The following is a 23,997-nucleotide window of genomic DNA, read 5'->3' as shown; positions in this document are numbered from 1 at the left end:
TCCCACTTTATTGGTTTCTTTCGTCGTTTATGCGCCTTTACCGTCTCACCCGGTAAATCAGCGCTTTTCCCCTATTCCTTAATATACGTACGAAAAACGGAGGACAACCCTTCCACAACGTCCGTCGGGAGCAGATCATACACCGTTCTCTCCCCCGCTGTCAGCAGTTCGGCCGATTTCCCATGGAGAAAACAGCCGTTCGCAAGAGCTTCCAGAGGATGTTCATGCTGCATCAGCATCGTCAGCAGGATACCGGTGAGCACATCGCCACTCCCTCCTTTTGCCAGACCTTCATTTCCGGAGGATTCCACAATCTGCCGCCCATCCGGAGCCGTTATGATCGTATGCGGCCCTTTCAGAACGACATACACTCCGTAGTCACGCGCGAATTTACTGCTTATCGAAAAAGGATTCCGTTTCACTTCTCCCGTACTTTCACCGGTAAGGTCGGCCATTTCTTTCACATGCGGAGTAACTACGGTCACTTCCTCCCTTTCTTTCAGCACGTCCAGCAGGAAGCGGAGGTGGTACAGACCGTCCGCATCGATCAGAAGGGGCACCTTCGTCTCTTTAAGAAGTGTTTCCATAACAGCACGGCCCGGTTCTTTTCGTCCCATGCCGATACCTGCAGCGACTGCATCTTTCCCCGTGAGCGAGTCAGTATCTATCCCGGATATAACTCCATCTACCTCTTCCGTACCCATAAACATCACTTCAGGGAGGGAACCTGCCGCAGACGGGATGTTGCCAGGCACAGTCGCCGCCGTCGTCAGACCGGCACCGGATCTTATGGAAGCTTTCGCTGCCATTACGAGGGCACCAGGCATCATCTGTGCTCCTCCGATCAAAAGTCCTTTCCCCCGGGAACCTTTATGGGCAGAGGCAGGGAGTCGAGGGTAGCCTTCTTTCACATCTTCTTCCGCCCGCCATTCCCGTGCCGGGTCCGTGACTGACAGAGGCGGGAGACCGATATCCACCACTTCCGCCTCCCCGTAGTAACCCGAGGTATGTTCGGTGAAAAGAGAAAGCTTCGGTGCCTGGACGATGAACGTCGTGTCCGCTTTCACCGCTTCGAATTCCTCTTCCCCTTCATCCGCAGGCAAGCCGGATGGGATATCTATACTGACCCTGTGCATCCCGTACAGGTTCACGTCGCGGACGAGATCATCGAAAGGAGGCCGCAGAGGACCTTTCACCCCTATTCCGAGCATGGCATCAATAACTACTGTGCCTCGGTTCCATTCCTGTTCCGTGAGTTCAGCAAGATCATACCCGCTCTTCGTATACACATTTTTGTGATAAAGGGCGTCTCCTTCGATCTTCTCATCAGGCACTACCTGGACGGCTGTAACGTCAAATCCCTGATCTTTCAGAATTCTGGCGATAACGTAGCCGTCCCCTCCGTTGTTGCCTCCCCCGATCAGCACGAGGAATTTCTCGTCCTTCGGAAATTTCTCCCGGATTCTTCCGGCGAGGGCACGCCCCGCATTTTCCATCAGAATATAGCCTTCCCTTCCGTACTCATCCATTGCCCGTCTATCCCACTCATACATTTCCTCTGCACGCACTATCTGCACATTCATCCCTCCCGGATCGTTTTATTCGGACAAGCTAACGAAAGTTATATTCTCTCCACTACCACGTTCGCCACTGCATAGTGCTCACTGTGAGAAATGGAGACGAAAAATTTTACATCCTCCCGACCTTTCACGGTAAGAACGGGTTTACCGTAGCCGTCCGCATCCGTCTCAATCTGCCGGAAACCTATACGTCCCACCCCGGTTCCGAGCGCTTTACCGACAGCTTCTTTGACAGCGAACCGTCCCGCCATAAATTCCTTTTTCCTTTTTTCGGAGAGGGAGTAGTATCTCCTCTGCTCCTGGTCAGTCAATATTCGTTGAATAATCCGGGGGTTTCGCTTTATACTTTTTGTAATACGATCAATTTCCACAACGTCTATTCCGATGCCTGTAATCATTGTTCATCCTGTCCTTTACTTATAGTAATTTCCCCTCGTCCGGGATGAGGGAAACGTGCTTTCCCCTAAAGCAGGCAGCACTTAAAAAGTACATGTTGTACACAAAGGAGACCGCCCATGTTTTTACGTACCGAAAGTTTCAATGATTTCCTCAAGCTTTATCCGGTTATCGCATTTCTCACCGGCCTGCACATCCTTCTGTGGCTGATAATGGATGTGTTCTCTTTCCCTTTTGCGGTAGAATGGAAGCAACTCGGGGTTGGAAACAACTTCCTGGTCAGTCAGGGGGAGTACTGGAGACTTCTTACTCCGATTTTCCTTCACGCCGGACTTTCCCATACGCTTTTCAACTCTTTCACTCTCGTACTGTTCGGGCCGGCGCTTGAGCGTATGCTCGGAAAAGTGAAATTCATCATCGCCTACCTGCTGGCAGGTATTGCCGGAAATATAGGAACGTATGCCGCAGACCCCGGGGCGTTTTATTCCCATCTCGGGGCCTCCGGAGCCATCTTCGGGCTGTTCGGGATCTATGCTTACATGCTGTTTGCCCGGAAAGACCTTCTGGATCAGGCCAGTTCCCAGATAATCGGCGTAATCATCGTTCTCGGACTAATTATGACGTTTTTGCAGCCGAACATCAACGTTCTCGGCCACTTATTCGGCTTCATAGGAGGGCTGGCACTGGCTCCTCCTTTGCTGAAAAACATCAAACCCGGATTCTTTTTCCGATAAAAAAACGTGGAAAAGCACTTTTTCTTTTCTTTTGAAGATAAATTGGAAAGGAGGCGCCTATGAAACTGTCAGCATCCAGGCGGTATCGTGAAGTTCTGAAAGTATTTTCGAGGCACGGACTGAGCCAGGTTCTTGAAGGAGCCGGTCTCAGAAAAGCAAGAAACCGGGCCACGACAGGCGTCCACCTGCGGCAGGCTTTTGAAGAGCTCGGTACGACGTTCATCAAATTCGGCCAGATTCTCTCCACCCGTCACGACCTGTTACCCGAAAAAATAACTGCCGAACTTGAAAAGCTTCAGACCGGTGTCTCTCCTCTGCCATTCGACAGCGTCCGGGGCGTTCTTGAAGAAGAACTGGAGGAGATTTCCCGGCATTTCAGACACATAGAAGAGAAACCACTGGCCTCCGCCTCTATAGGTCAGGTACACAAAGCCGTAACGATCGAAGGGACGGAAACAGTCGTGAAGGTGAGGCGGCCGGGGATCACCGAGCAGGTGGAGCTGGACCTCAAAATATTGTCGAGGCTCAGCCACCGGCTCGTGCATTTTCCTGGAATCGAAGAAACGAGACAGATTGAGGATCTGTACTACGAATTCGCAGGCACGATGCGGGCAGAGCTCGATTTTCTGAGGGAAGCCGAAAATATCAGTCAGATCTCCCGTAACTTCGAGGACTGGCCGGACGTCATCATCCCGTTCACCGACCCCGAACGGACCACTTCCCGCGTATTGACGATGGAATACATGGAGGGTCTGCGGTTCGGGGAGTTCCGTGAAAAACATGAAGAGGATCCCGGGTTTCAGAAAACGAGAAAAGAAATCGCCGAACTTTCCGCCGAGGTGCTGTTCAAAATGATTTTTGAGGACGGATTTTTCCATGCGGATGTCCATCAGGGAAATTTCCTTCTGAACGAAAACCACGAACTGATCGTTCTTGATTTCGGCATGGTAGGTTCCATTGATCAGCAAACCCGGCAGAAGCTGATGAATATCGCCCTTGCTTTCTCGTCGAACGATGCTGAACTTCTCACCGACGCTCTTCTCGATATTACAATCGAACCCGTCCAGGGCACGGACATAGATGCTCTCATCTCCGACATTAAGCGATTGCTGTACCGGACTTCCGGACGCGTACTTGAAGATATTTCGCTCGGAGAGGTGCTCGGCAAAATTTTCACCCTTCTCCGCCGCTATCACCTGAGACTTCCACCCACCTCCGCTCTGCTTTTCAAGACGCTCATCATGGCGGAGGGTACCGCCCGGGCAATCGATCCCGGATTCGAACTGCACAACACCATCGAAAAGCAGGGGAAGCGATGGATGAAAGAAAGGTATCGTCCGGATTATGTAAGCCGGGATATGTGGAGGTATGCAAAACTCTGGAAAGACATCGGAACGGAAACACCGCTCATGATCAAGCGGATGATGCGGAAAGGAATGAACGTCGGGGTGGAACCGAAGGGGTGGGAGAATATAGTCGCCCATTTCCACATGATGGTAAACCGGATTGCAGTCACGCTGCTTCTCGCCTCATTCATTATTGCTCTTTCCCTGCTTCTTTCCGTATTCCGTCCGGATGAAGGGTACCAGCTGCTTTCATGGTTTCTGTGGGGACTGTTCTTTCTTTCTATTGTACTGGGAGCTTCTCTCATCATTTCTATACTCAGCTCGAGACATAAATTCAAACATAAAAAACGCTGATATCTTCATGTACAGACTGCCGGAGAACCATTCTCCGGCAGTCTTTTTCATGTGCGGAAAATGACAGCATAAAAAAAGAAGATACGCGAATCCCGGCGCACAGCCGAACCACGTATCCTCTATTTATCATTTACCTTTGTTGTTCTGATTGAAGTTTTTGCTTCTTCCTTTGTTTCCACCCTTGTTGTAAGGGCGTTTGTTCGAATTGCCACGCTGGGAGTTACGGCCCTGGCCGCCTCCTCCACGATTAGATCTTCCGCCTTTGGCACCTTTAGCGTTTCTCGTGCTGATCGGCTGTACTGAGGAAAGGCGTACCGGTGTTTCCTGTCTTTCCACCGTCAGCATTTTCAGAGCTGCCGCTACGAGATCCTGCGCCTCGTACTGATCCATAAGATCACTGGCCGACTGTTTGTAGTCGTTAATGTCATCGGCATCCATTTTTTCGGTAAGTTTCGTAACCGCGATATCCTGCTGACCTTTTTGAGCTTCTTTGTAAGAAGGAACGCGAAGTTTATCGACTTTCTTCTTCGTCAGTTTCTCAATCAGATGTAGCTGGTCTTTCTCACGCGGCGTGACAAACGAAATGGATTCCCCTTTACGTCCGGCACGACCGGTACGGCCGATACGGTGCACGTAACTTTCAGGGTCCTGTGGAATATCAAAGTTATAGACGTGTGTCACGTCCGAGATATCGAGACCACGTGCTGCCACATCGGTAGCGACGAGGATTTCAATCCGGCCCTCTTTGAATTTCTTCAATACGGACATACGTTTACCCTGAGTAAGGTCTCCGTGGATACCTTCTGCGCGGAATCCGCGAACCTGAAGGGCATCTGCCACTTCATCCACACGGCGTTTCGTACGACCGAAAACGATCGCAAGGTCCGGTGCATGAATATCGAGAAGGCGCGTCAATGCGTCGAATTTATGCTTCTCGGCAATTTCCACATAATACTGATCAATATTTGATACAGTCATTTCTTTTGACTTGGTCTTAACTTCTTTCGGCGTGTTCATGAGCGTTGTTGCAATATCACGGATCTCTTTCGGCATAGTAGCGGAGAAGAGAAGCGTCTGACGCTCCGTCGGGAGAGCTTTCAGAATGTCACGGATATCTTCGATGAAGCCCATGTTAAGCATTTCGTCTGCTTCATCAAGTACAGAAGTGTGTACCTGTTCAAGCTTAATGGTTTTCCTCCGGATATGATCGAGGAGACGTCCCGGCGTAGCAACAACGATTTCGTTGTTTTTAAGTGCACGGATCTGACGTTCCATGTTCGAACCGCCATACACTGGCAGTGAGCGTACACCTGCGTTTTTACCTAGACGGTTCAACTCTTCCGCTACTTGAATGGCAAGTTCGCGTGTCGGGGCAATTACAAGACCCTGTACGCCGCGCACCTGCTTGTCTACTTTTTCGATCATAGGGATTCCGAAAGCTGCTGTTTTACCAGTACCTGTCTGAGCCTGGCCGATAACATCATGACCCTCCATTCCAAGAGGGATCGTTTGTTCCTGAATGGGTGTCGTTTCTTCAAATCCCATATGATCTAAAGCTTTCAAAATCGGATCTGATAAACCTAATGAATTAAATTTAGTCACGTTCTTTGCATACTCCTTTTGTGTAAAAATCCTTTATCGCAATAAAAAAAGCCTTCTGCCACTTGTTTATTCTGGAGGGGCTTTTGTGGTCAAACGGATTCACTTGTTAATTGACTATTATCATTCTACACCCTTCCTCCTTATTTTTCAATCATATTATGTGGTAGAATGATAATACCTTTCATAAATAAAGGAGGAATCGCGTTGGAAAGACCTCCTACAGCTATATATGCCGTCCTTGCCGTAGCGGTCCTTTCCATTTCCGCTTCGGCTATATTCGTCAGGCTCGCAGGAGATGTACCCGCTGCTGTCATAGCCTTTTACCGGCTCGGCCTGGCCGTTGCGATCATGACACCATGGGTGCTTTTGAAACATCGGCATCACTTATCGTCCATTACAAGGAAAGATGCGTTATCTTCAATGCTGGCCGGTATTTTTCTGGCAGCTCATTTCATTTTATGGTTCGAATCGTTAAAATATACATCTGTCGCAAGCTCTGTCGTTCTGGTTTCCCTTCAGCCGATTTTCGCTTTCCTCGGAACATATTTCTTTTTCCGGGAACGTTTTTCGGCAGGGGCCGTCTTAAGTATGATGATCGCCATCACCGGGAGCGTCGTGATCGGCTGGGGAGATTTCCAGACAGGAGGAGGGGCTTTGTACGGGGATGTGCTTGCACTTCTCGGAGGAATGATGGTAACCGGGTACTTCCTGATCGGACAGAGCGTAAGAAAGCGTCTGACTCTCACTTCGTACACGTGGCTCGTCTACGGGATGGCGGCCGTGGCCTTACTTATTTACAACCTTCCCTCCCCCGCTTCCCTGGTGGGTTATGACGGGAATCAGTGGCTTGTCTTCCTGTCTCTTGCACTCATCCCTACCTTCCTCGGCCACTCTTTGCTGAACTGGTCATTAAAATGGGTGAGCACGTCCAAAATATCTATGGCCGTCCTGCTCGAGCCTGTCGGAGCTTCCATACTCGCTTACTTTCTCTTCGGAGAAAATCTGAGCTGGACGCAGCTCCTCGGCGGGGCCGTCGTCATCTTCGGACTGATGATTTTTCTGTTGAGCACGAGCGTAAAAAGAAAACCGACCCTGACGTATTCGGCGAGGAAACGGGGGTAAGTTTCTGTTACAATCATTATATTATCAACTTTAAGAGAGAGCAGGTGAACCGTTTTGACAGTTCAAATCGTTATCGACGGGGGAGCCGACGTTCCTTCCTCTTTCATTGAAAAACATGATATCAAAGTAGTTCCGCTCAATCTCCATTTCGGCGAAGAGGAATACAAGACCGGCGTCGACCTTGATCTACCCGAATTTTACAAGAAACTGAAGGCTGCCGATGAACTCCCGCGCTCTTCGTCTCCGAGCCCCAACGATTTCTACGAAGCGTTCAAAGCCGTTCCATCTGACGTGCCGATTCTGAACCTGGCCCTGACGCAGGGGCTGAGCAGTACGTACGAGCATGCGGAAATGGGCAAAAAAATGCTTCTGGAGGAGGAACCGGACCGTACGATCGCCGTCATCAACACGAAGACCGCTTCCTGCGGTGTGGCTCTTCTGGCAGACGATGCCGTGAAAAGGATTAATGAAGGGATGTCTTTTCCGGATCTTGTCACCCATATGGAAGAGCGTCTGGAGAAAGCGACGACCCTCTTCGTTCTGAAGACGCTCGAGAACGTCATCAAAGGCGGACGACTGGACCGTGTGAAAGGGGCCATCGCCAAAACCCTCAATATCAAACTTCTCATGAAAGCGACCGAAGAAGTGGGTGACATCGACGTTACGGAAAAGGTGCGCGGAAGCAAAAAAGCGGTACGTCGCCTTGTGGAACAGATCGGGGAGTATACGGGGGACTTTGAAAACAAAACGATCGCCATTTCCCACTGTAATGATGAAGAGAATGCAAAAGCCCTGCTGGAAAAAATCCAGTCCGCCTATCCGTTCAAATCATCGATGATCACCGAAATGGGTCCTCTGATCTCCACGTATTCAGGAGAAGGCGGGCTCGTCGTGGCTTTTTATAAAGACTAGGCAGCTCCAGCATAAAAAAAAAAGCGGACGGCCGGGTATGTTTCCCGGACCGTCCGCTTTTTTTAGTTTGCGTTCATTCCTCGCCGGTCACTCCATATTCGAAAGGATCCGGTTTCGGAGACAACAGAGCGAGAATCACTGCCGTTACCGGGAAGATGAGGATAGCGAGTATGGCCTCCTGATAACCCCCGAACAGATCGTAAAAGATACCGAAAGGAAGCGGGCCGAGAGCCGACCCTATGACCATGACCGTCTGCGCCAGACCTTTGATACTTCCGAGGTGCGTCCGGCCGAAATAATTGGGCCAGACGATATTAAGGGCTATCCTTTCAAATCCGTTCACCGCTCCCCACACCACCGCAAAAGAAAAGGCGAGAAGGGTGGAGCTTGTGAAAAACAGGAGGACGAGCGAAAGGATGTGCCCGAAAAAAGTGATGGCCAGTATGTAATGGATGGAAAAACGATCTGCCAGGTAACCGGTAAGAAAGGTCGTGGGAAAACCTACGATCGCCATCACGGTAAGTATGGTAGCCGCTATGCCGACCCCGAGACCCTTCATATCCATGATTGATACGACGTGGAAGGTGACGGCCGTGTTCACAAGAGCCGGTACCATAACACAGAAGAGAATAAACCAGAACGTCCTCGTCTGCATCGCCTGCTTCAACGTCCAGCTCACTTCGCTGATTTCACCGCTGATCTCCTCTTCCCCCGGTTTTTTATGTGGCGTCCCGTCCGGAAGGGCTCCGACATCTTTCGGCTGATTGCGCACCAGCCATACAGTCACCGGAATGAACAGCACCAGGATGGAGATACCGAGGATCACCCACGCACTTCGCCACCCGAACGATTCGATGAGCCATGCGTTCAAAGGCGGAAACAGGGCGGAACTTGCGAACGTACCGACAGCCATTACGCTGAGGGCCCGCCCTCTCTTTTTGATGAACCACTGGGGAACCAGGGTATTCGGCACCAGTGTCATCGACCCCTGCCCGAGTAACCGGATCAGAAAGAAGCCGACGAACATCATGACCGGGCCGGTGATGGCCGAGTTCCAGAACAGAGCCAGCGCTAATCCGGAACCCACCCCGATCATCATTACCCGCTGACCGAAACGATCGACCATTCTCCCTACCGTAAACAAAGTGATACCTGCCACCAGCGTAGCGGCCGAATACAGTCCGGACACTGTGGAGCGGCTGAAACCGAAGTCTTCAATATAATAGTCTATAAAAATGGAATTTGAATAGGTCTGTCCCGGCCCGGAAAAGAACACGCTTAATGCGGCCACGAAGACGATCACCCAGCCGTAATAAAATTTCGTATGTATCGGCGGTTTATTACTCATAGACTCCTCCTCTTTTCCTGTCTGTCCGCGACAAGTTTTCCGTTTTCCTTCAGACCACCATTATATTCCTTTTCAATGATAAAACAAACCTTTCTGTCGCATAAAAAAAGAGACAGAGCTTCGTCCGTCCCTTTCCTATGCGCCCACTTTTTTCTTCAGTTTGTTTTCCTGTACACCGAGCACCCGGTCGTCTCCTATAAACGTAACCGGCGTACCGTAGACCCCTGCTTCCTGCAGTGTTTTCAAATACCCGGGGTCCTCAGAGAGCATTCTTTCTTCGTAGGTCACCTCCCAGGAATCAAGCATGTCCCTCACTTTGTCACACTGGCCGCACGGTTTGCTCGTATACAGCACAATACTTCCCTCACTCATTATTTAACCCTCCAGGTCGTCCTATTTTTTCTATATCAGTGACGAAACAAATCTTCCACGAATGTGTCGCCTTCCACTACATCAAAACTTCTATTTTCCGCTTTCGGCTGCATCAAAGCTTCAACGAGCACGGAGGCTACATCATCCCTGGAAATGGAATTCCCTCCGTTCACGTGTTCGTTAAGGAATACTTTCCCTGTCCCTGCCTCGCTGGTAAGAGGTCCCGGCCGGACAATGGTGTACGGTATGCCTGAATTTTTCAGGTATTCATCAGCTCTATGCTTGGCAAACAGGTAGTGCTTAATTTCGCGGCTTCCCGCTTCCGGACGATCGGCTGCCATGGAACTGAGCATGACAAACCGCTGCACTCCGAAATGTACAGCCCGATCCACCGCTTTAATCGCACCTTCCTGATCGATTATAATCGTCATCTCGGCCCCGGTATCCTGTCCGGACCCCGCTGCGAATATCACAGCATCGACGTCCGCATAGGCAGACTCGAAATCTTTTTCCAAATCTCCCATCACGGCGGTTACACCCTGATTCTCAAACGTCTCCTTCTGCTTTTTACTCCTGACCATAGCTACAGGTGTATAAGCCGTCCGGCTCAATTTATCCACTACCAGCCGGCCTACTTTCCCTGCAGCACCAATAATGAGCACTTTCATCCAAGTACACCTCCCCGCCATATATCTATGCCTGTCCTTACCCTTTCCCGACGTTACAGAAACCCAAACAAAAAAAGCAGGAGAACTTCCCTCCTACTTTTTCAATTCATCGGCGTGCATCCCCAATTTTTTTATGAGAGGAATTATCTGTTCCTTCTCTTCAGTCGTAAGCCCTCCCATAACTGTTTCAAGGCGCTTCCAGTGATCGGGGAAAATGCGGTTCAGCAGCTCTTTTCCTTTTCCGGTAATCGCAGCATAAGTTATGCGGCGGTCCGTAGGGCAGGGCACACGTTCAAGATAGCCTTTCTTTTCGAGTTTGTCCACTACATACGTAATACTGCCGCTTGCGAGAAGAATCTTTTCTCCGATTTTCTGAAGCGGCTGCTCGCCCTGGTGAAAAAGCAGTTCCATCACTCCGAATTCCGTAGGGTTCAAGCCATGTTTCTGAATGTCATCTTTAGCTAGATCGGCGACCGCTCTCTCCGCCTTCGCCAGCACTACGAACAATTTAAGAGAAGGGTCCTCTTTTTTCTTTCTGTAAAGTTCCTGTTCATCCATGGCCTTTCGTCCTCTCCTGTTATTATCGTTACTAGCAAGTATAGATATCCTCATTTACTATTGTCAAACCTGTTGCCTTGAGTGCGTATGTGTCATAATGAATATATACTCATTACGGGGGGAGGCGGTGGAAGGGCATGCTTAAAGATACGGGAGAAAGGGTCATACCGGAATTCACGAAACCCGAAAACAATATGCTTCTCGAACATATGGCACGTTATCAGTTTGCTCTCCGCTATATGTATGGAAGGGTATTGGACCTTTCCTGCGGGGCCGGATACGGCACACACATGATTGCTAAAGGAAGAAAGCGAAAAGTGAGGGAAGTTATCGGAGTGGATATAAATGAAGAAATTATCCGCTATGCCAGGGGGAGATATTACCATCCGAATTCTTCCTTTCACGTCTATAACGCGACCGGGGAGACTCTGCCGGATGAACTCGGTACTTTCGACTGTATCGTCAGCTTTGAAACACTTGAACATATCGCGGAAGAGGAGAAGCTCCTCCGTAACTACTATCGTCTTCTGAAACCGGGAGGAACGCTTCTCGTCTCCACTCCCTTCGGTCAGGGAAGAGGGAAGCCGACCCGTTCCCCTTTCCATGTCCATCAGCTTACATCGGAAGAGTTCAGAGATTTGTTCACAGCATACGAACGGACTTCCTTTTACTATCAGGAAGGAGTGCTGATAGAACCGCCGCGCGAAAATGTGACCTATCCACTCGGAATCGCCGTCGCTTTCAAGCCTCACTCCTCAAAAGCTACGTGAGTCCCGCTCTCGCCGGTAAGGAAAGACAGGTGTTTCGGGAGGAGGGTAATTTCCGAAGGAGTCTCTCCTTCGATCTCCCCGTCCCGGTCCACCTCTTCCACCGGATCCGTCGTAACTTTTATGTGAGAAGCTTTTTTGTACTCCAGCTCCCGGAAGTTCTCTTCCTTCGTCCATGGACGATTCATCGTCATCAGTTCCCGGAACAGCCGGAAGTTCGAATCTTTGATGACCATTACGTTGAAATAACCGTCATCGAGTTTCACTTCGGGATCCGGAACCTGGCGGGTGCCAATAAAAGCACCGTTCATTACCATAAGCATCACGGCTTCGCCTTCCGTCTTCCGGCCGTCGATTTCCAGCTGATACTCGAACGTCTCCGCCCCGCTCATCGTTTTGAAAGCACTTATGAAGTAGCTCAGTACTCCGAGACTGTCCTTCTGTTCCTCATCAATATTATACGACGTTCTCGTAACCAGACCTATTCCCCAGAAATTTGCAAAATAGCGACCGTCCGCTTTGCCAATGTCGACCGCTTTCGTTTCCCCGTTTACAATGGCCCGGGCGGCCTGGTTCAAATCCATCGGAATTCCGAGCATCCTCGCAAAATCGTTGCACGTCCCTGCCGGCAGCACGCCGAACCTGGGAGGGTTTTCTTCTTCTGCAAAGATATTCACACATTCATGGACCGTACCGTCCCCGCCCAGGATGAAAAATACGTCGATCTCATCTTTGTACCGTTTCGCCGTCTCGTGCAGATCTTCAATACTCTCCGTCTGTACAGTGCTCAGTTCTTTCACCGCCTCTGCAAGCACCGGCAGCACCTGGGATAAATTATGTTCGATTTCGGCCTGACCGGCGTTCGCCTGATAGACCAGTAAGCCTCTGTCAAAACTAGCCATGTCATGTTCCTCCTTAAAGGTACGCTATGGATAGCATTTCCTTTCCTGCCCTTCTTTAAACAATAGATGGGGCCAAGACAGTTGTAAGGCAACTGGTAAGTTATAGTAAATTCAGTTAAAATGGTTTCATACTACACTTAGACGAAAAGGATGGACTCAATGGTATATTCTGTGAATTTATGGAAAATGTTTTTCAGGCATGATGATGAACTGTGGAAACTGAATGAAGCGAAGAAAACGCGGAAGGTGTGGCTCACCCTTATCTTCCTGCTTGCTGCTACCATCCTTACGTTCGTCTGGACAGCCTGGATCGGACTCGGAACAGCTCCTGTCTCGGCGAACATGACCGGCTTGAGCCTTTTTGAATATGAATGGCGGAAAGCCTGGTTCATGATCGGAAGAATCGGCTACTCCCTGCTGTTTTTCACTTTTATCCTTTTCTTTTCCACTCTGATTTTCTGGCTGTTCAACAGTACTTCCTATAAAAAAATCCTGATCGTACAGATGAATGTTCTGCTTATCATGCTTGTGGAGCGTATTACCTGGATACCTTTACTTACATATGCGGGACTGGACTGGCCCCTCTCCCCTCTGTCCTTCGGGATAATCGCTTCTTATTTTACAGAACAGACGTGGATCATCAGCTTCGCCGGAGCCGCTTCTCTCTTCCAGCTGTTCATCATCTGGTTCCAGGCTTCCTCCCTGAAAAAGATTTCCGCTACCCGCCCGGCATGGATCTGGACAGGCCTCATACTGTGGCACCTTCTATTGTGGAGTGGAGCGGCAGCCTTGAGTTTTTACGACCTGGAACTTGTTTACCTGCTGAGATAAAAGAGAAAAGAAAGAGGTGTACATATGAAGAGAAAGAAGAAAATCCAGAGACGTATAGTCGGAACAGCAGTAATCCTGCTCATCGCAGCGAACATCCTGCTTGTCTTTTTCGACCACCAGGACAAAGTAGCCGAAAAATCCTATGTAAAAGAATGGTCGCGCAGTTTCACTACAGACGTTTCTGAATACGTGGAAACAAAAGGAGTGTTCGCTTCCGCTGACCGGGAGGAAGTGTACTTCGATAAAGAGAAGGGGAGTTTCAGCGGCTTTCTTGTCCAAAAAGGAGACAAAGTGGAAAAAGGGGAAGAACTGTACGAGTATGAAGTGAAAAATTACGAAGCGGAACGGAAAGAACTGGAGTCGGAGATTACGCTTCTGGAAGAGGAAATCAGGGCCATCGAAGACTACCTTAGAGACGTCAGGTTCTACAGTATCGAGGAGCCGGACACCGACATAGAAGATGAGAGTTACGATTATCCCGCTCCTTCCACTTACGTAGAAACCGAATTCGAAAAAGAAGAACAGACAGCGGAAAAAGAAATGGAGCTTGCCCGGAAAGAGGCCGAGCTGGCTATGTTCGAAGACCGGCTGAATCAGCTGGAGCAGGGAGGCGAGACTATAGCCGTCACCAGTACGTTTGAAGGGACGGTCTCCGACGTAGCCGAAACTCTCAACAACCCTGTACTTACTATCCAGTCCAGCGAACTGCTTATTCAGGGGAAACTCTCCGAATCCGATAGAACAGAAGTGTCGGAGGGAATGTCCGTGCTGGCGAAAACTCCGGAGGGTGACAGGATCGCAGAAGGAAACGTCTCACTCCTCCACGAATTCCCCGAAGAGTCCGGTCTGGATAAGGAAAGCAGTTACGGATTCGAAGCGGCTATCACGACAGACACCGAAGAACTCCTTGCCGGATATCACACCAATTTGGACATCATTACGGCCACGTCTCCGGAGACGACCGCTGTTTTCGAAAAGACTCTCGTTACAGAGACCCCTCCGTTTGTCTGGATAATGAATGAAGAGGGGATCTTAGAGAAAAGACCGGTGGCGACCGGGTTAAGCGAAGGGGAAAAGACAGAAATAATGGAAGGGATGCAGCCGGATGAGTGGCTGGCGGTAAAGAACAAAGGGACGCTCACCGCCGGCACTCCGTTCGTCTCCCCTCTCGACACCGAACATCTGGACATGAAGCGTCTCTTTTCCGGAGACCCGGAAACGATGTTCACTTACGGGCTGCTCGGTCTTATAAACAGATAATACCCGGCCCGCCCGTATCGCTTATATTCTCATAATCCACTCTCCCTTCCCGTCCGGGGAGGGTCTTTTGTTTGCATTTCCCGGTTCCCGGTGCCACGATTAAAGTAACGCTTTTCCTACAGGGAAAGTCAGCTTTTTATTACTTTTTACACAAATGAAAGGAACGATACTTATGAAACTGAGTGTATTGGATCAGTCACCGATATTATCAGACTCGGATCCGCAGGAAGCTATGAGGCAGACGACGGAACTCGCTGCTCACGTCGATCGGCTCGGCTATCACCGCCTCTGGGTCTCTGAACACCATAGTACGAACAGTCTGGCGGGCTCCGCCCCTGAGATTCTGGCGACCCATCTCGCCGCACATACGAAACGTATCCGCGTCGGGACGGGAGGAGTTCTCCTCCCTCACTACAGCGCCTATAAGGTAGCGGAAAGTTTCCGCGTCCTTGAGACGCTTCATCCCGGCCGTATCGACCTTGGTGTCGGACGTGCGCCGGGCGGCATGCCGAACGTCAACCTGGCACTGAACCGCGGTAAACTCCCAAGGGTCGAGGATTACCCCAAACAGGTGGAGCAGCTCATGAGTTACCTGCACGGGGAAGACCCTGCAGGAATGAATATTTACGCTACTCCAAAAGGAGATACGTCCCCCGAACTCTGGATGCTCGGATCCAGTGGAACGAGTGCCCGCCTGGCAGCGGACCTCGGTACTTCCTACTCTTTCGCCCATTTCATCAACGGGCACGGAGGCATGGGCGCGATGGACAGGTATAACAACCATTTCACCTCCTCCATCCAGCAGACGGAACCTAAAGGGAACGTCTCCGTATTCGCTGTTTGTGCGGATACACAGGAGAGGGCCGAATATCTTGCTTCCAGCCTTGATCTGGCTCTTTTGCTGATTGAACAGGGAGGCGTACGTCATCACTTCCCGACACCGGAAGAAGCGTTCAACTACTCCTACTCTTTCTTCCAGCAGGAAAGAATCAGGGAAAACCGGAAACGGATGGTAGTAGGAGATAAAGAAACAGTGAAACAGGAACTGGAATCTCTTGCCGATGCCTACGGAGTAGATGAAATAATGGTGAACACCATCGTCCACCCGTTCGAAGAGAGACTTCACTCTTACAAACTGCTTGCAGATGCTTTTAACCTGACACAGGAGGGATAGTACCATGCTTGCAATCGACCATATCGTCATTACTACACCCGATACCGAAAAAGAGAGGCTTTCCTTCACTTCCCGCTACGGCCTCCAGGGAAAAGAGGGAGGGTCACATCCGGGCTGGGGGACGCATAACGACCTCTGCTTTTTCGATAATCGTTTCTATATCGAGTGGCTCGGAGTTAACGATACTCAGAAAGCCGGAAAGTCCGAAAACCCTCTCATACGTCAGATGCTTCAGGAGCCTACCGGAGGCACTATCCAGATTGCTCTCTCCACCGACGCTATGGATGATTTTCTGGAGATGTACAATCGTCAGGGAATCGACTACGAAGGTCCTTTCCCCGGTTCCCGGGAGCAGGAAGACGGGACACTGCTTGAGTGGCGCATGCTTTTTCCTGCCCACCCGTCCGTACCGCTGCCGTTTCTGATCGAATGGAAAGGGGATAATTTCCCTCAGGATTCCGTCTACATCAACCCTCTGGCTGATACGACGGTCGAATACGGGACCGGACTTGACCGTAAGAAGAGTGCGGAAGTGTTCAGGAAAATGTTCGGCTTCCCCGATGACGGTTCGGAATCATTCCATTTATCGAACGGTCAGCTCTTCGTTACGGAGCAGACTTCCATTACCACCTATCTCGATCACATCATGCTGTAGCTGCAGGAATTTTTCCTGCAGCTTTTTGTTACCGGCATTATCCCGATTCAGGCCAAAAAAAGACCCGGGTGTTTCCACCGCGGGTCCTTTCTCTATTATTAAAGAGTTTCCTGGAGAAAACTTTCCACTTCCTCCGGAGTCTTTGCATTGGCGCTGTGCAAGTGACCGATTTTTTTGCCTTTCTGGAAAATGAGGATGCTCGGAATCCCCATTACTTCATACTTCTCGGCAATGTCCGGCACCTGATCACGATCGACTACGAACCATTCGTACGTGTTGTATTCTTCCAGGATATCCCCGATAAACATATCCATCCGTTTGCAGTCCGGGCACCAGTCCGCCTCGAATTTCAAAATAACGGGCTCTTCCGATTCGATTGCAGCCTGAAACTGTTCTGTAGTATTAAGTTCTTTCATAATTATCCCCTTTCCTCTCTCTGTTATTTATACTCTACACGACCAAGTCCCCACGCGGCAAGCAAACCGCCCAAGAACGCAAGGATACTGATAAGCACCGGAACAGCACCGGCGGGCACTCCCGGAAAGATGACCGTCACCGATCCGAGCACAAGCCCGATAATCACCCCGTACGTTCCGGAAGGATAGTGATCGAGGAAGAACTTCACGATTTTACTCATGACAATGATACCGACCACGATACCCGCTCCGACGACGGCCATAACGTCCAGCTGGAAGTTTGAAATCCCTTCGATAACCGTGGAGTATACTCCGATGATCAGGAGAAGGAAAGAGCCGCTGATCCCCGGCAGAATCATCGCACTGCTCGCAATCATCCCCGAGAAGAACAGAAGAATATAAGCACCTGACGACAGATTACTCATCGCTCCAGACTCTTCAGGCTGAAAGAAGGCGAGCGAACTGACGAGCACGACCCCTATAAGCATCAGGATATAGTGCTTCGTTTTGAACTTATGTTTCACATCCGCTTTATGGCTGAGAAACGGAAGAACTCCGATAATCAGACCCAGAAAGAAAAACTTCGTCTGAGCCGGATAGTGCTCGAACAGCCATTCGATCAGATTCGCAAGCATGAGGATGGAAGTTATGATTCCAAGCCCCAGGGGCAGAAGAAATTTCAGGTGACGTTTCCATTCTTTACTGAAAAAACCGTTCACCGCTTCGATCAGACGGTCATATATCCCCAAAACTACGGCTATCGTGCCTCCGCTCACCCCGGGAACAACGTCGCTCGCTCCCATCATGAGGCCTCTGTATATATTTTTCCATTCCCACATACGCCAATACTCCTTCATATTCATTTATAGTTGCCTGTTTCATTGTACCAAACTATTCTACAAAGCCAACAGTAAGTACCATACATTTACAATTACGAGAAGAAAGGTAAGAATTTTTTCGACGATAGATCCCGTTCTGAACGTAATGAAAAAAGAATAGTGAGTTTTACTGAAAGGGTAGAAAAGAGGGATGCCCCGCTTCGTAATATAGTCGGCGAACAAATGGGAAGCACTCCCCGTGATCAGACCACCGAAATAATACCATGGCAGACCGAGCAGCCACTGGACGAAATAGCTGTACACAACGAGAAACAGAAGGAAGAATAGAGAGTGAGTCATCTTCCGGTGTCCACGTATCATGAGAAGCACAGGAAGCAGCAGCATCACGAACGTCTTCAGCGGTTCTCTATATGTATCAAAAAAGGAAGGAGCGAACAGGTAGACGATAAGGGTAATCGTGAAAATGGTGATAAGAATTCTCCAGAACTTCCGCCCGAGTTTTGAACGGGGAGTATCGATATCGGGTACGAGAGCCCCGAACAGCACAAACAGAAAAAACGCTATTACTTCCAGAGGTCGCTCGGGAAGGAACGGAAGGGCGGGCAGCATAGTTACGGCTGCTACGCCGAACGTGAACCCTACGACCTGGTGGCCTGGTGCCATCATATTAAAAAACCTCTTTCCCCAAAACATACATTCGCCCTTTATCATACCTTATTTTTTGCACATAAAAAAGTCCGGACGCAGAAAACGCCCGGACCTTTACAGCATACTATTCAGCTTTTACGTTCAATTCCACGTTAATGTTACCGCTTGTCGCTTTGGAGTAAGGGCAGACTTTGTGAGCTTCATTAACAAGCTCTTCCGCTTCCTCCTGGGATACACCTTTCACTGTAACGTTAAGGACGACCCCGATTTTAAGTCCTCCATCCGAAGAATCTTTCATCAGGCTGACGTCACCTGTGATTTCGGAATCGATATCTTTTTTCTTCTTGTCCGCTACCAAATTCAGCGCACCGTCAAAGCATGCAGAATAACCCGCTGCAAAGAGCTGTTCCGGGTTGGATCCTGTTTCATTACTTTCTCCCGGCTGTGCCAGATTAAGATCGATCAGACCGTCATCGGATTTTACGTGACCGTTCCGGCCGCCTTTTACCGTTGCGTGAGCTGTGAACATTACATCGCTCATAAATGAATCACTCCTTGAATTTGATAATTTCTCTTCCCTTCTGTTGTATACCTTATAAACGGAGAGGTTAAACATCCACTCATAACTTATACTCTTCTTTCAGGGAAGCGGGAGCCATCTGTACGATCCGCTGCAGGATGAACGTCAGTACCGTCACGTCATCGATCACCCCGAAAAATATCAGGAAGTCGGGGATCACATCCCAGGGAAACAGAAAATATAACATCGCGAACAGTAAAGCCCCTGCTTTCTTCGCTCCCCTTACTTCCCCGGAGCGGAAAAAGGAAAGCAAAAACGGAATCGACTTCCGGAAATTGAAAAGAAACCTGATCCTTCTCCACATCTTCATAAACCTCACCACCATTTTTCTTAATTGCCTATGAAAGTTGTATGCTTTACTATATTAAGTAGAAGTGTGTCTCTCGCGAAGGAGGAACGAACGTGAATATTGTATTACTGAACGGTACGCTTACCGGTACGAAAACGGAGCGGATGCTGTCCCCTGTGGAAACCTATTTAAAAGAAAACGTACCGGGCATAACGATAAATAATATAAATCTGAAACACTATAACCTTCAGTTCGTCGATGGCCGTCCCCCCGAGGAGTACAACGATGATATGAAGGAACTGATCTCTTCCATCGAACGGGCCGATGGCTATGTCATAGCCACCCCTGTGTTTCAGGGAGGAATACCGGGAGCACTGAAGAACGTGTTTGATGCTATTTCCCCGCTCGCCATGCGTTACAAACCTGTTTCCATCATTGCCGTTGGCGGCACACTGCAGCACCACCTCGTCATTGAGAACCAGCTCAAACCGGTTCTGGACTATTTCCGGTGCCTTATCACGCCAAACTATGTCTATGCCCACCCCGGACATTTCACGGAAGATAAACAGCTGGAGAATGAAGAAGTAAAAAACAGGCTCATTGAAATGTCGCAGATTTTTCTCCGTTATCTCGAGATGGGACGGGACCTCTCCCCTTACAGAGCGGACATAAAGAAAGCCTGAAAAAGTGTTGTGAGGCAAAGTTCCGGCTTGAAGCACTCCGGACGTCCGTCGCTTGACCTCAGGACACAAAGAAACCCGAATAACTTTTATTCGGGTTTCTTTGCATCCAGTATTTTCGCTGATTACACGATATTCAGAACCTTATTTACGTAATTTTTCGTTTCCTGAAAGGGAGGGATTCCGCCATATTTATCCACGTTGCCGGGGCCGGCGTTATAGGCTGCAAGAGCCAGCTGCTCATTTCCATCGTAGCGGGTAAGCATATCACGTAAGTATTTAGTGCCTCCCATAACGTTTTCTTCCGGGTTCATCGGATCCCTGACCCCGAGAGCATCAGCCGTGCCGGGCATCAGCTGCATAAGCCCCTGTGCTCCTGCATGACTTACAGCTTCCGGGTTGAAATTCGATTCGGCCTGTATTACGGAACGTATGAGATCTTCCCGCACCCCGAAACGTTCGGAAGCTTCACGGATCAGACCGTCCACGTCGCTCTTTTCGCTTTCCTCTTCACCGGAGATTTCCGTAATAGGAGGTGCCTGGACACCGATAAAAATCTGAACCGGGGTCTGTGCTTCTTTCTCCTCCGCTGAAGACAGCAGCGTGTCCATAGAAGCCTTCAATATATTTTGAAACAACATCTGCTGCAGACCGGCTCCCGGACTTTCCACCCCTCTGTTTCCCTGAACGTTCTTCGTCGCCTGCATCTGCATCATGGATTGGAAATCATTCATGTTGATCAATAGCCATACCTCCGCTGTATAGTGTTTCTTCTATCATACTCGAGCGACAGGAATTGGACAACTGTTTTCAGGAATTAACTTCCATTCTCACTTCCCGAAAAAAAGGTCGAACACGTTATAATCCTCCGAGACGTCTCTATTGAAAAATTCCGAGTACCCGCAGTTTTCGCAGGAAACTACGATAAAATCGTTACTTTCCGTATCGAACATCTTTGAAACACCCGGACCGTTCATAGTCACTTCCTTCATCCCGGCTTTCGTACTCCCGCATTTCACACAGCCTTTTTCAGCCATTGCTGTCTTCCTCCTTCCGATTTTATTTCACGCGTCTTGCCGCCTGCTGCAAAGCATCCCATACACTATTGTAAGGAGGTGCGTAAGCAAGGTCGAGATCGAGCAGGTCTTCTGCAGTCATTTCATTATAAAGAGCGGTAGCCATAACATCAATCCGTTTATCCACGCCGTAAGGTCCTATGATCTGTACTCCCAGAAGCTTTCCGGTCTCCGGTTCTGTGAGCATCTTTATCGACATCGGTTCTTCATCGGAATAATATCCGGCAGCGTTTGTTGCTTCAACGTACACTTTTTCCACCGGTATATTTTCTTCCTCCGCTTCCTTTTCCGAAAGGCCGGTCTTGCCTATCGTAAGATCGAAGAACTTCAGAATGGACGTCCCCACGATCCCTTTAAATGATTTACGGTGGCCGCTCAACACCAGTCCGGCAATACGCCCCTGTTTATTGGCATGAGTGCCGAGGGGGATAAAGTCATTTCTTTTCTTCAGTCGGTGGTACTGCACAGCGCAGTCTCCCGCTGCGTAAACGTGCGGAAGATTCGTTTCCATGAAACGGTTCACTTCGATAGCTTCGTTCTTCGCAGTGTAAATACCCGTCCCTTTCATAAAGCTTGTGTTAGGTGTGACGCCCGTAGCCACAACAACGAGGTCGGTTTCAAATTCTCCCTGTTCCGTCACGACTTTCTGCACATACTCTTCCCCTTCAAGTCTTTCCACCGAGCTGTTCCGGGTTATTCTCACACCCTGCTTTTCGGCTTCTTCTTGTATCAGTTTGCCCATATCACCATCGACCATGGAACCCGGATAATCACTCCGGGTAATGATGTGGACATCTTTGCCGATTTCTCTGAAGTTCTCGGCTACTTCAAGACCTATATAACCACTGCCTATTACCGTCACTTTCTCCACATCTTCGGAAAGATCCGCCATAATCTCTTTCGCATCCGGTATCGTCTTCAGGGCGTGCACTCCTTGGAGATCTTTTCCTTTCCACGGAGGGAGCATGGGACTGACCCCCGAAGCCACGAGAAGTTCATCATAACTTTCTTCGAACTTTTCACCGTCCTGATTGATACCATACACTTTGCGTTTACTGCAATCCACAGAAGTGACCTCATGATTCACTCTTGCATCGATACCGTATTTATCTCTGAACGTTTCCACGTCCCTGGCGATCAGGTCGTCCGTCGAAGGTACGGTCCCGCTGATGACGTAGGGAAGACCGCACTGACCGTAAGAGTAGACCTCCCCTTTTTCGAGCACTACCACCTCGGGGTTTTCCGTTTTACGCACTACCTGCATCGCTGCACTCATCCCGGCAGCATCCCCGCCAATTATAACTAATTTCACAACGTAACCCCCTAAGTATAAAAGTGAAACCATCCGCAATGGGAAGCACGGCCCGAGGAGAGAGGACTCACCGTCTGGAACCGCGGACTTCCGGATGGTTTTTAAAAACAGTATGACTCTTTAAAACGGAAATTCGCGGTACCCGTTCATGACACCGATCCATTTCACTGTCGTGAACTTATCCAGGGCCCATTCTCCACCGAAACGGCCAATACCGGACTGTTTCTCACCGCCGAATGCTACGTGTGCTTCGTCGTTTACAGACTGGTCGTTGATGTGGATCATACCTGTTTTCACCTGTTTGGCTACTTCCACGCCCCGGTTCACATCTTTTGTGAATACTGAACCGGACAGCCCGTAAGGAGTACCGTTCGCGACTTCTATCGCTTCTTTTTCACCGGAGACTTTAATAACCGACGCTACAGGACCGAACACTTCTTCTTTCGCCAGTGCTTTTTCGTTATCCATATCAGTCAGTATGGTCGGAAGCAGTACATTTCCTTCCGCTTTACCTCCGGTCAGCAGTTTTCCGCCTTCCTGTACCGACTGATCGATGCCTTCAAGAATACGATCCACCTCGTCTTTGGCGATCAGAGGTCCTACCATCGTCTTCTCGTCCTGAGGATCACCGTACGGGAGACTTTCCACTTTTTCCTTGAATTTCTGAACAAATTCATCGTGTACATCTTCATGCACAACGAGACGATTCAGGGACATGCAGATCTGGCCCTGGTGTAAATATTTGCCGAACACGGCGGCTTCGACAGCTCTGTCCACGTCCGCATCCTCCAGCACGATCATAGCGTTGTTACCACCGAGTTCAAGAGCTGTATCCTTGATGTTTTTCCCGGCCAGTTCCCCGATGTGACTTCCTACTTCCGTGGAACCGGTGAAAGAGAACATTTCAGGAATCGGATGAGTGATGAATTCATCACCGATTTCAGAACCTCTTCCGACTACTACGTTGACAAGTCCCTTAGGGAAACCTGCTTCTTCCGAAAGCTCAGCAAGCAGAAGACCGGAAGTGATCGGAGTGTGGGAGGCCGGTTTAATGACTACGCCGTTCCCGCTGGCGAGCGCGGGGGCAAGTGAACGGGCTGTTAAGTGGAACGGGAAGTTCCATGGCCCTATTACACCGATTACGCCTTTCGGATCACGATACACCCTGTTTTCTTTTCCGGGAGTGTTGGAAGGGATGATCTCCCCTTTCATGCGTGTCGGAAAAGAAGCTGATTCCGTAATGATATCGAGAGCCGCGCTGTATTCGACTTCCGCTTTCACCCGCGTGCTTCCGGCTTCCGTGATCAGCCACTCCACGATTTCTTCTTTTCTTTCTTTGACCAGATCGATCCACTTCAAAAAAATATCCCGCTTCTCTGCAGGAGTTTTCTCTTTCCACTGCTGTTGGGCCTGTGCTGCAGCTTTGTAGGCTTTATCCAGATCTCCGGCACTTGCGGACGGAATAGTTGCAATTACTTCATCATTGTAAGGGTTTTTATTTTCAATAGTTTTGTCGCTCGAACCTTTGACCCATTCTCCATTTATATATTGATTAGTGTATGTCTTCATAATTGTT

27 protein-coding genes are annotated in these 23,997 nt (G+C 49.5%); 10 read left to right on the top strand and 17 right to left on the bottom strand.

What is annotated here, in order from left to right:
- Window positions 1-71 precede the first annotated feature (71 nt).
- Both BLU03_RS11845 and acpS read right to left on the bottom strand, forming a co-directional pair.
- The gene (locus BLU03_RS11845) at window positions 72-1,577 is read right to left on the bottom strand and encodes an NAD(P)H-hydrate dehydratase (RefSeq protein WP_176765471.1); all 1,506 of its coding nucleotides are present in this window, start codon (window positions 1,575-1,577) and stop codon (window positions 72-74) included.
- A gap of 44 nt (window positions 1,578-1,621) precedes the next feature.
- Entirely contained in the window at window positions 1,622-1,978 is a 357-nt protein-coding gene (gene acpS, locus BLU03_RS11840; protein WP_093107979.1) for a holo-ACP synthase, read from the bottom strand.
- Between the two features lie 117 nt (window positions 1,979-2,095).
- Here acpS and BLU03_RS11835 point away from each other — a divergent pair, with 117 nt between their 5' ends.
- Both BLU03_RS11835 and BLU03_RS11830 read left to right on the top strand, forming a co-directional pair.
- On the top strand, window positions 2,096-2,710 hold the full coding sequence (locus BLU03_RS11835; RefSeq protein ID WP_093107977.1) for a rhomboid family intramembrane serine protease: 615 nt from the start codon (window positions 2,096-2,098) through the stop codon (window positions 2,708-2,710).
- Between the two features lie 59 nt (window positions 2,711-2,769).
- Window positions 2,770-4,410 carry an ABC1 kinase family protein gene (locus BLU03_RS11830; RefSeq protein ID WP_076571840.1) on the top strand — a complete coding sequence of 547 codons (1,641 nt, stop codon included), beginning with the start codon at window positions 2,770-2,772 and terminating at the stop codon, window positions 4,408-4,410.
- Between the two features lie 126 nt (window positions 4,411-4,536).
- On the opposite strand, the gene BLU03_RS11825 is transcribed toward BLU03_RS11830, so the two are convergent.
- Complete coding sequence (locus tag BLU03_RS11825; RefSeq protein ID WP_093107975.1) at window positions 4,537-6,012, bottom strand: DEAD/DEAH box helicase; 1,476 nt, start codon at window positions 6,010-6,012, stop codon at window positions 4,537-4,539.
- A 204-nt stretch (window positions 6,013-6,216) separates the two neighbouring features.
- On the opposite strand from BLU03_RS11825, the gene BLU03_RS11820 reads away from it, so the two are divergent.
- Both BLU03_RS11820 and BLU03_RS11815 read left to right on the top strand, forming a co-directional pair.
- Entirely contained in the window at window positions 6,217-7,134 is a 918-nt protein-coding gene (locus BLU03_RS11820; RefSeq protein ID WP_093107973.1) for a DMT family transporter, read from the top strand.
- Between the two features lie 54 nt (window positions 7,135-7,188).
- On the top strand, window positions 7,189-8,046 hold the full coding sequence (locus BLU03_RS11815; RefSeq protein WP_093107971.1) for a DegV family protein: 858 nt from the start codon (window positions 7,189-7,191) through the stop codon (window positions 8,044-8,046).
- Window positions 8,047-8,119: 73 nt separating this feature from the next.
- Here BLU03_RS11815 and BLU03_RS11810 read toward each other — a convergent pair whose 3' ends face one another.
- The 4 genes from BLU03_RS11810 to BLU03_RS11795 all read right to left on the bottom strand — a co-directional run bounded on the left by BLU03_RS11810 (window position 8,120) and on the right by BLU03_RS11795 (window position 10,992).
- Complete coding sequence (locus tag BLU03_RS11810; protein ID WP_093107969.1) at window positions 8,120-9,394, bottom strand: MFS transporter; 1,275 nt, start codon at window positions 9,392-9,394, stop codon at window positions 8,120-8,122.
- Window positions 9,395-9,529: 135 nt separating this feature from the next.
- On the bottom strand, window positions 9,530-9,766 hold the full coding sequence (locus tag BLU03_RS11805) for a glutaredoxin family protein (RefSeq protein ID WP_076571846.1): 237 nt from the start codon (window positions 9,764-9,766) through the stop codon (window positions 9,530-9,532).
- Between the two features lie 35 nt (window positions 9,767-9,801).
- The gene (locus BLU03_RS11800; protein ID WP_093107967.1) at window positions 9,802-10,434 is read right to left on the bottom strand and encodes an SDR family oxidoreductase; all 633 of its coding nucleotides are present in this window, start codon (window positions 10,432-10,434) and stop codon (window positions 9,802-9,804) included.
- Window positions 10,435-10,527: 93 nt separating this feature from the next.
- Window positions 10,528-10,992, bottom strand: a complete 465-nt coding sequence (locus tag BLU03_RS11795) for a MarR family winged helix-turn-helix transcriptional regulator (protein WP_076571850.1) — start codon at window positions 10,990-10,992, stop codon at window positions 10,528-10,530.
- Between the two features lie 137 nt (window positions 10,993-11,129).
- Here BLU03_RS11795 and BLU03_RS11790 point away from each other — a divergent pair, with 137 nt between their 5' ends.
- Complete coding sequence (locus BLU03_RS11790) at window positions 11,130-11,762, top strand: class I SAM-dependent methyltransferase (protein ID WP_008591036.1); 633 nt, start codon at window positions 11,130-11,132, stop codon at window positions 11,760-11,762.
- Here BLU03_RS11790 and BLU03_RS11785 read toward each other — a convergent pair.
- Window positions 11,741-12,661 (bottom strand): diacylglycerol/lipid kinase family protein, encoded by a 921-nt coding sequence (locus BLU03_RS11785; RefSeq protein WP_093107965.1) that lies wholly within the window; start codon window positions 12,659-12,661, stop codon window positions 11,741-11,743. The two genes, BLU03_RS11790 and BLU03_RS11785, sit on opposite strands and share 22 nt — an antisense overlap.
- A 159-nt stretch (window positions 12,662-12,820) precedes the next feature.
- On the opposite strand from BLU03_RS11785, the gene BLU03_RS11780 reads away from it, so the two are divergent.
- The 4 genes from BLU03_RS11780 to BLU03_RS11765 all read left to right on the top strand — a co-directional run bounded on the left by BLU03_RS11780 (window position 12,821) and on the right by BLU03_RS11765 (window position 16,581).
- Window positions 12,821-13,492, top strand: a complete 672-nt coding sequence (locus tag BLU03_RS11780) for a hypothetical protein (protein WP_093107963.1) — start codon at window positions 12,821-12,823, stop codon at window positions 13,490-13,492.
- Window positions 13,493-13,516: 24 nt separating this feature from the next.
- Window positions 13,517-14,752 carry an efflux RND transporter periplasmic adaptor subunit gene (locus tag BLU03_RS11775; protein WP_093107961.1) on the top strand — a complete coding sequence of 412 codons (1,236 nt, stop codon included), beginning with the start codon at window positions 13,517-13,519 and terminating at the stop codon, window positions 14,750-14,752.
- Between the two features lie 172 nt (window positions 14,753-14,924).
- Window positions 14,925-15,926, top strand: a complete 1,002-nt coding sequence (locus BLU03_RS11770) for an LLM class flavin-dependent oxidoreductase (protein WP_076571858.1) — start codon at window positions 14,925-14,927, stop codon at window positions 15,924-15,926.
- Between the two features lie 4 nt (window positions 15,927-15,930).
- The gene (locus BLU03_RS11765) at window positions 15,931-16,581 is read left to right on the top strand and encodes a VOC family protein (protein WP_093107959.1); all 651 of its coding nucleotides are present in this window, start codon (window positions 15,931-15,933) and stop codon (window positions 16,579-16,581) included.
- A gap of 98 nt (window positions 16,582-16,679) precedes the next feature.
- Here the strand turns inward: BLU03_RS11765 and BLU03_RS11760 are convergent, their stop codons facing one another.
- From BLU03_RS11760 to BLU03_RS11740, 5 genes are all read right to left on the bottom strand, one after another.
- Window positions 16,680-16,997, bottom strand: a complete 318-nt coding sequence (locus BLU03_RS11760; RefSeq protein ID WP_008591023.1) for a thioredoxin family protein — start codon at window positions 16,995-16,997, stop codon at window positions 16,680-16,682.
- Between the two features lie 23 nt (window positions 16,998-17,020).
- On the bottom strand, window positions 17,021-17,836 hold the full coding sequence (locus tag BLU03_RS11755) for a DUF368 domain-containing protein (protein ID WP_008591020.1): 816 nt from the start codon (window positions 17,834-17,836) through the stop codon (window positions 17,021-17,023).
- A 57-nt stretch (window positions 17,837-17,893) separates the two neighbouring features.
- Window positions 17,894-18,502 (bottom strand): metal-dependent hydrolase, encoded by a 609-nt coding sequence (locus BLU03_RS11750; protein WP_093107957.1) that lies wholly within the window; start codon window positions 18,500-18,502, stop codon window positions 17,894-17,896.
- Between the two features lie 106 nt (window positions 18,503-18,608).
- Complete coding sequence (locus tag BLU03_RS11745) at window positions 18,609-19,025, bottom strand: organic hydroperoxide resistance protein (RefSeq protein ID WP_008591016.1); 417 nt, start codon at window positions 19,023-19,025, stop codon at window positions 18,609-18,611.
- Window positions 19,026-19,104: 79 nt separating this feature from the next.
- Complete coding sequence (locus BLU03_RS11740) at window positions 19,105-19,374, bottom strand: YkvA family protein (RefSeq protein ID WP_093107955.1); 270 nt, start codon at window positions 19,372-19,374, stop codon at window positions 19,105-19,107.
- A 92-nt stretch (window positions 19,375-19,466) separates the two neighbouring features.
- Between BLU03_RS11740 and BLU03_RS11735 the strand changes: the two genes are divergently transcribed.
- Window positions 19,467-20,036: an NADPH-dependent FMN reductase gene (locus tag BLU03_RS11735; RefSeq protein WP_076571864.1), complete on the top strand. Its 570-nt coding sequence runs from the start codon at window positions 19,467-19,469 to the stop codon at window positions 20,034-20,036.
- A gap of 122 nt (window positions 20,037-20,158) precedes the next feature.
- Here the strand turns inward: BLU03_RS11735 and BLU03_RS13850 are convergent, their stop codons facing one another.
- From BLU03_RS13850 to BLU03_RS11715, 4 genes are all read right to left on the bottom strand, one after another.
- The gene (locus BLU03_RS13850) at window positions 20,159-20,767 is read right to left on the bottom strand and encodes a lytic transglycosylase domain-containing protein (RefSeq protein ID WP_407690203.1); all 609 of its coding nucleotides are present in this window, start codon (window positions 20,765-20,767) and stop codon (window positions 20,159-20,161) included.
- A 96-nt stretch (window positions 20,768-20,863) separates the two neighbouring features.
- Complete coding sequence (locus BLU03_RS11725) at window positions 20,864-21,070, bottom strand: zinc ribbon domain-containing protein (RefSeq protein ID WP_008591009.1); 207 nt, start codon at window positions 21,068-21,070, stop codon at window positions 20,864-20,866.
- Between the two features lie 22 nt (window positions 21,071-21,092).
- A complete protein-coding gene (locus BLU03_RS11720) occupies window positions 21,093-22,421 on the bottom strand; it encodes an FAD-dependent oxidoreductase (RefSeq protein WP_093107953.1) in 1,329 nt (442 codons plus the stop codon).
- A 120-nt stretch (window positions 22,422-22,541) separates the two neighbouring features.
- Window positions 22,542-23,990 (bottom strand): aldehyde dehydrogenase family protein, encoded by a 1,449-nt coding sequence (locus BLU03_RS11715; protein ID WP_093107951.1) that lies wholly within the window; start codon window positions 23,988-23,990, stop codon window positions 22,542-22,544.
- Window positions 23,991-23,997 lie beyond the last annotated feature (7 nt).

The sequence above is a fragment of the Salimicrobium album genome (assembly GCF_900107115.1).
In the GTDB taxonomy this organism is placed as follows: Bacteria; Bacillota; Bacilli; order Bacillales; family Halobacillaceae; genus Salimicrobium; species Salimicrobium album.
The sequence above is the reverse complement of the archived record's forward strand: the minus strand, read 5'-3'. Positions and strand labels throughout refer to the sequence as shown.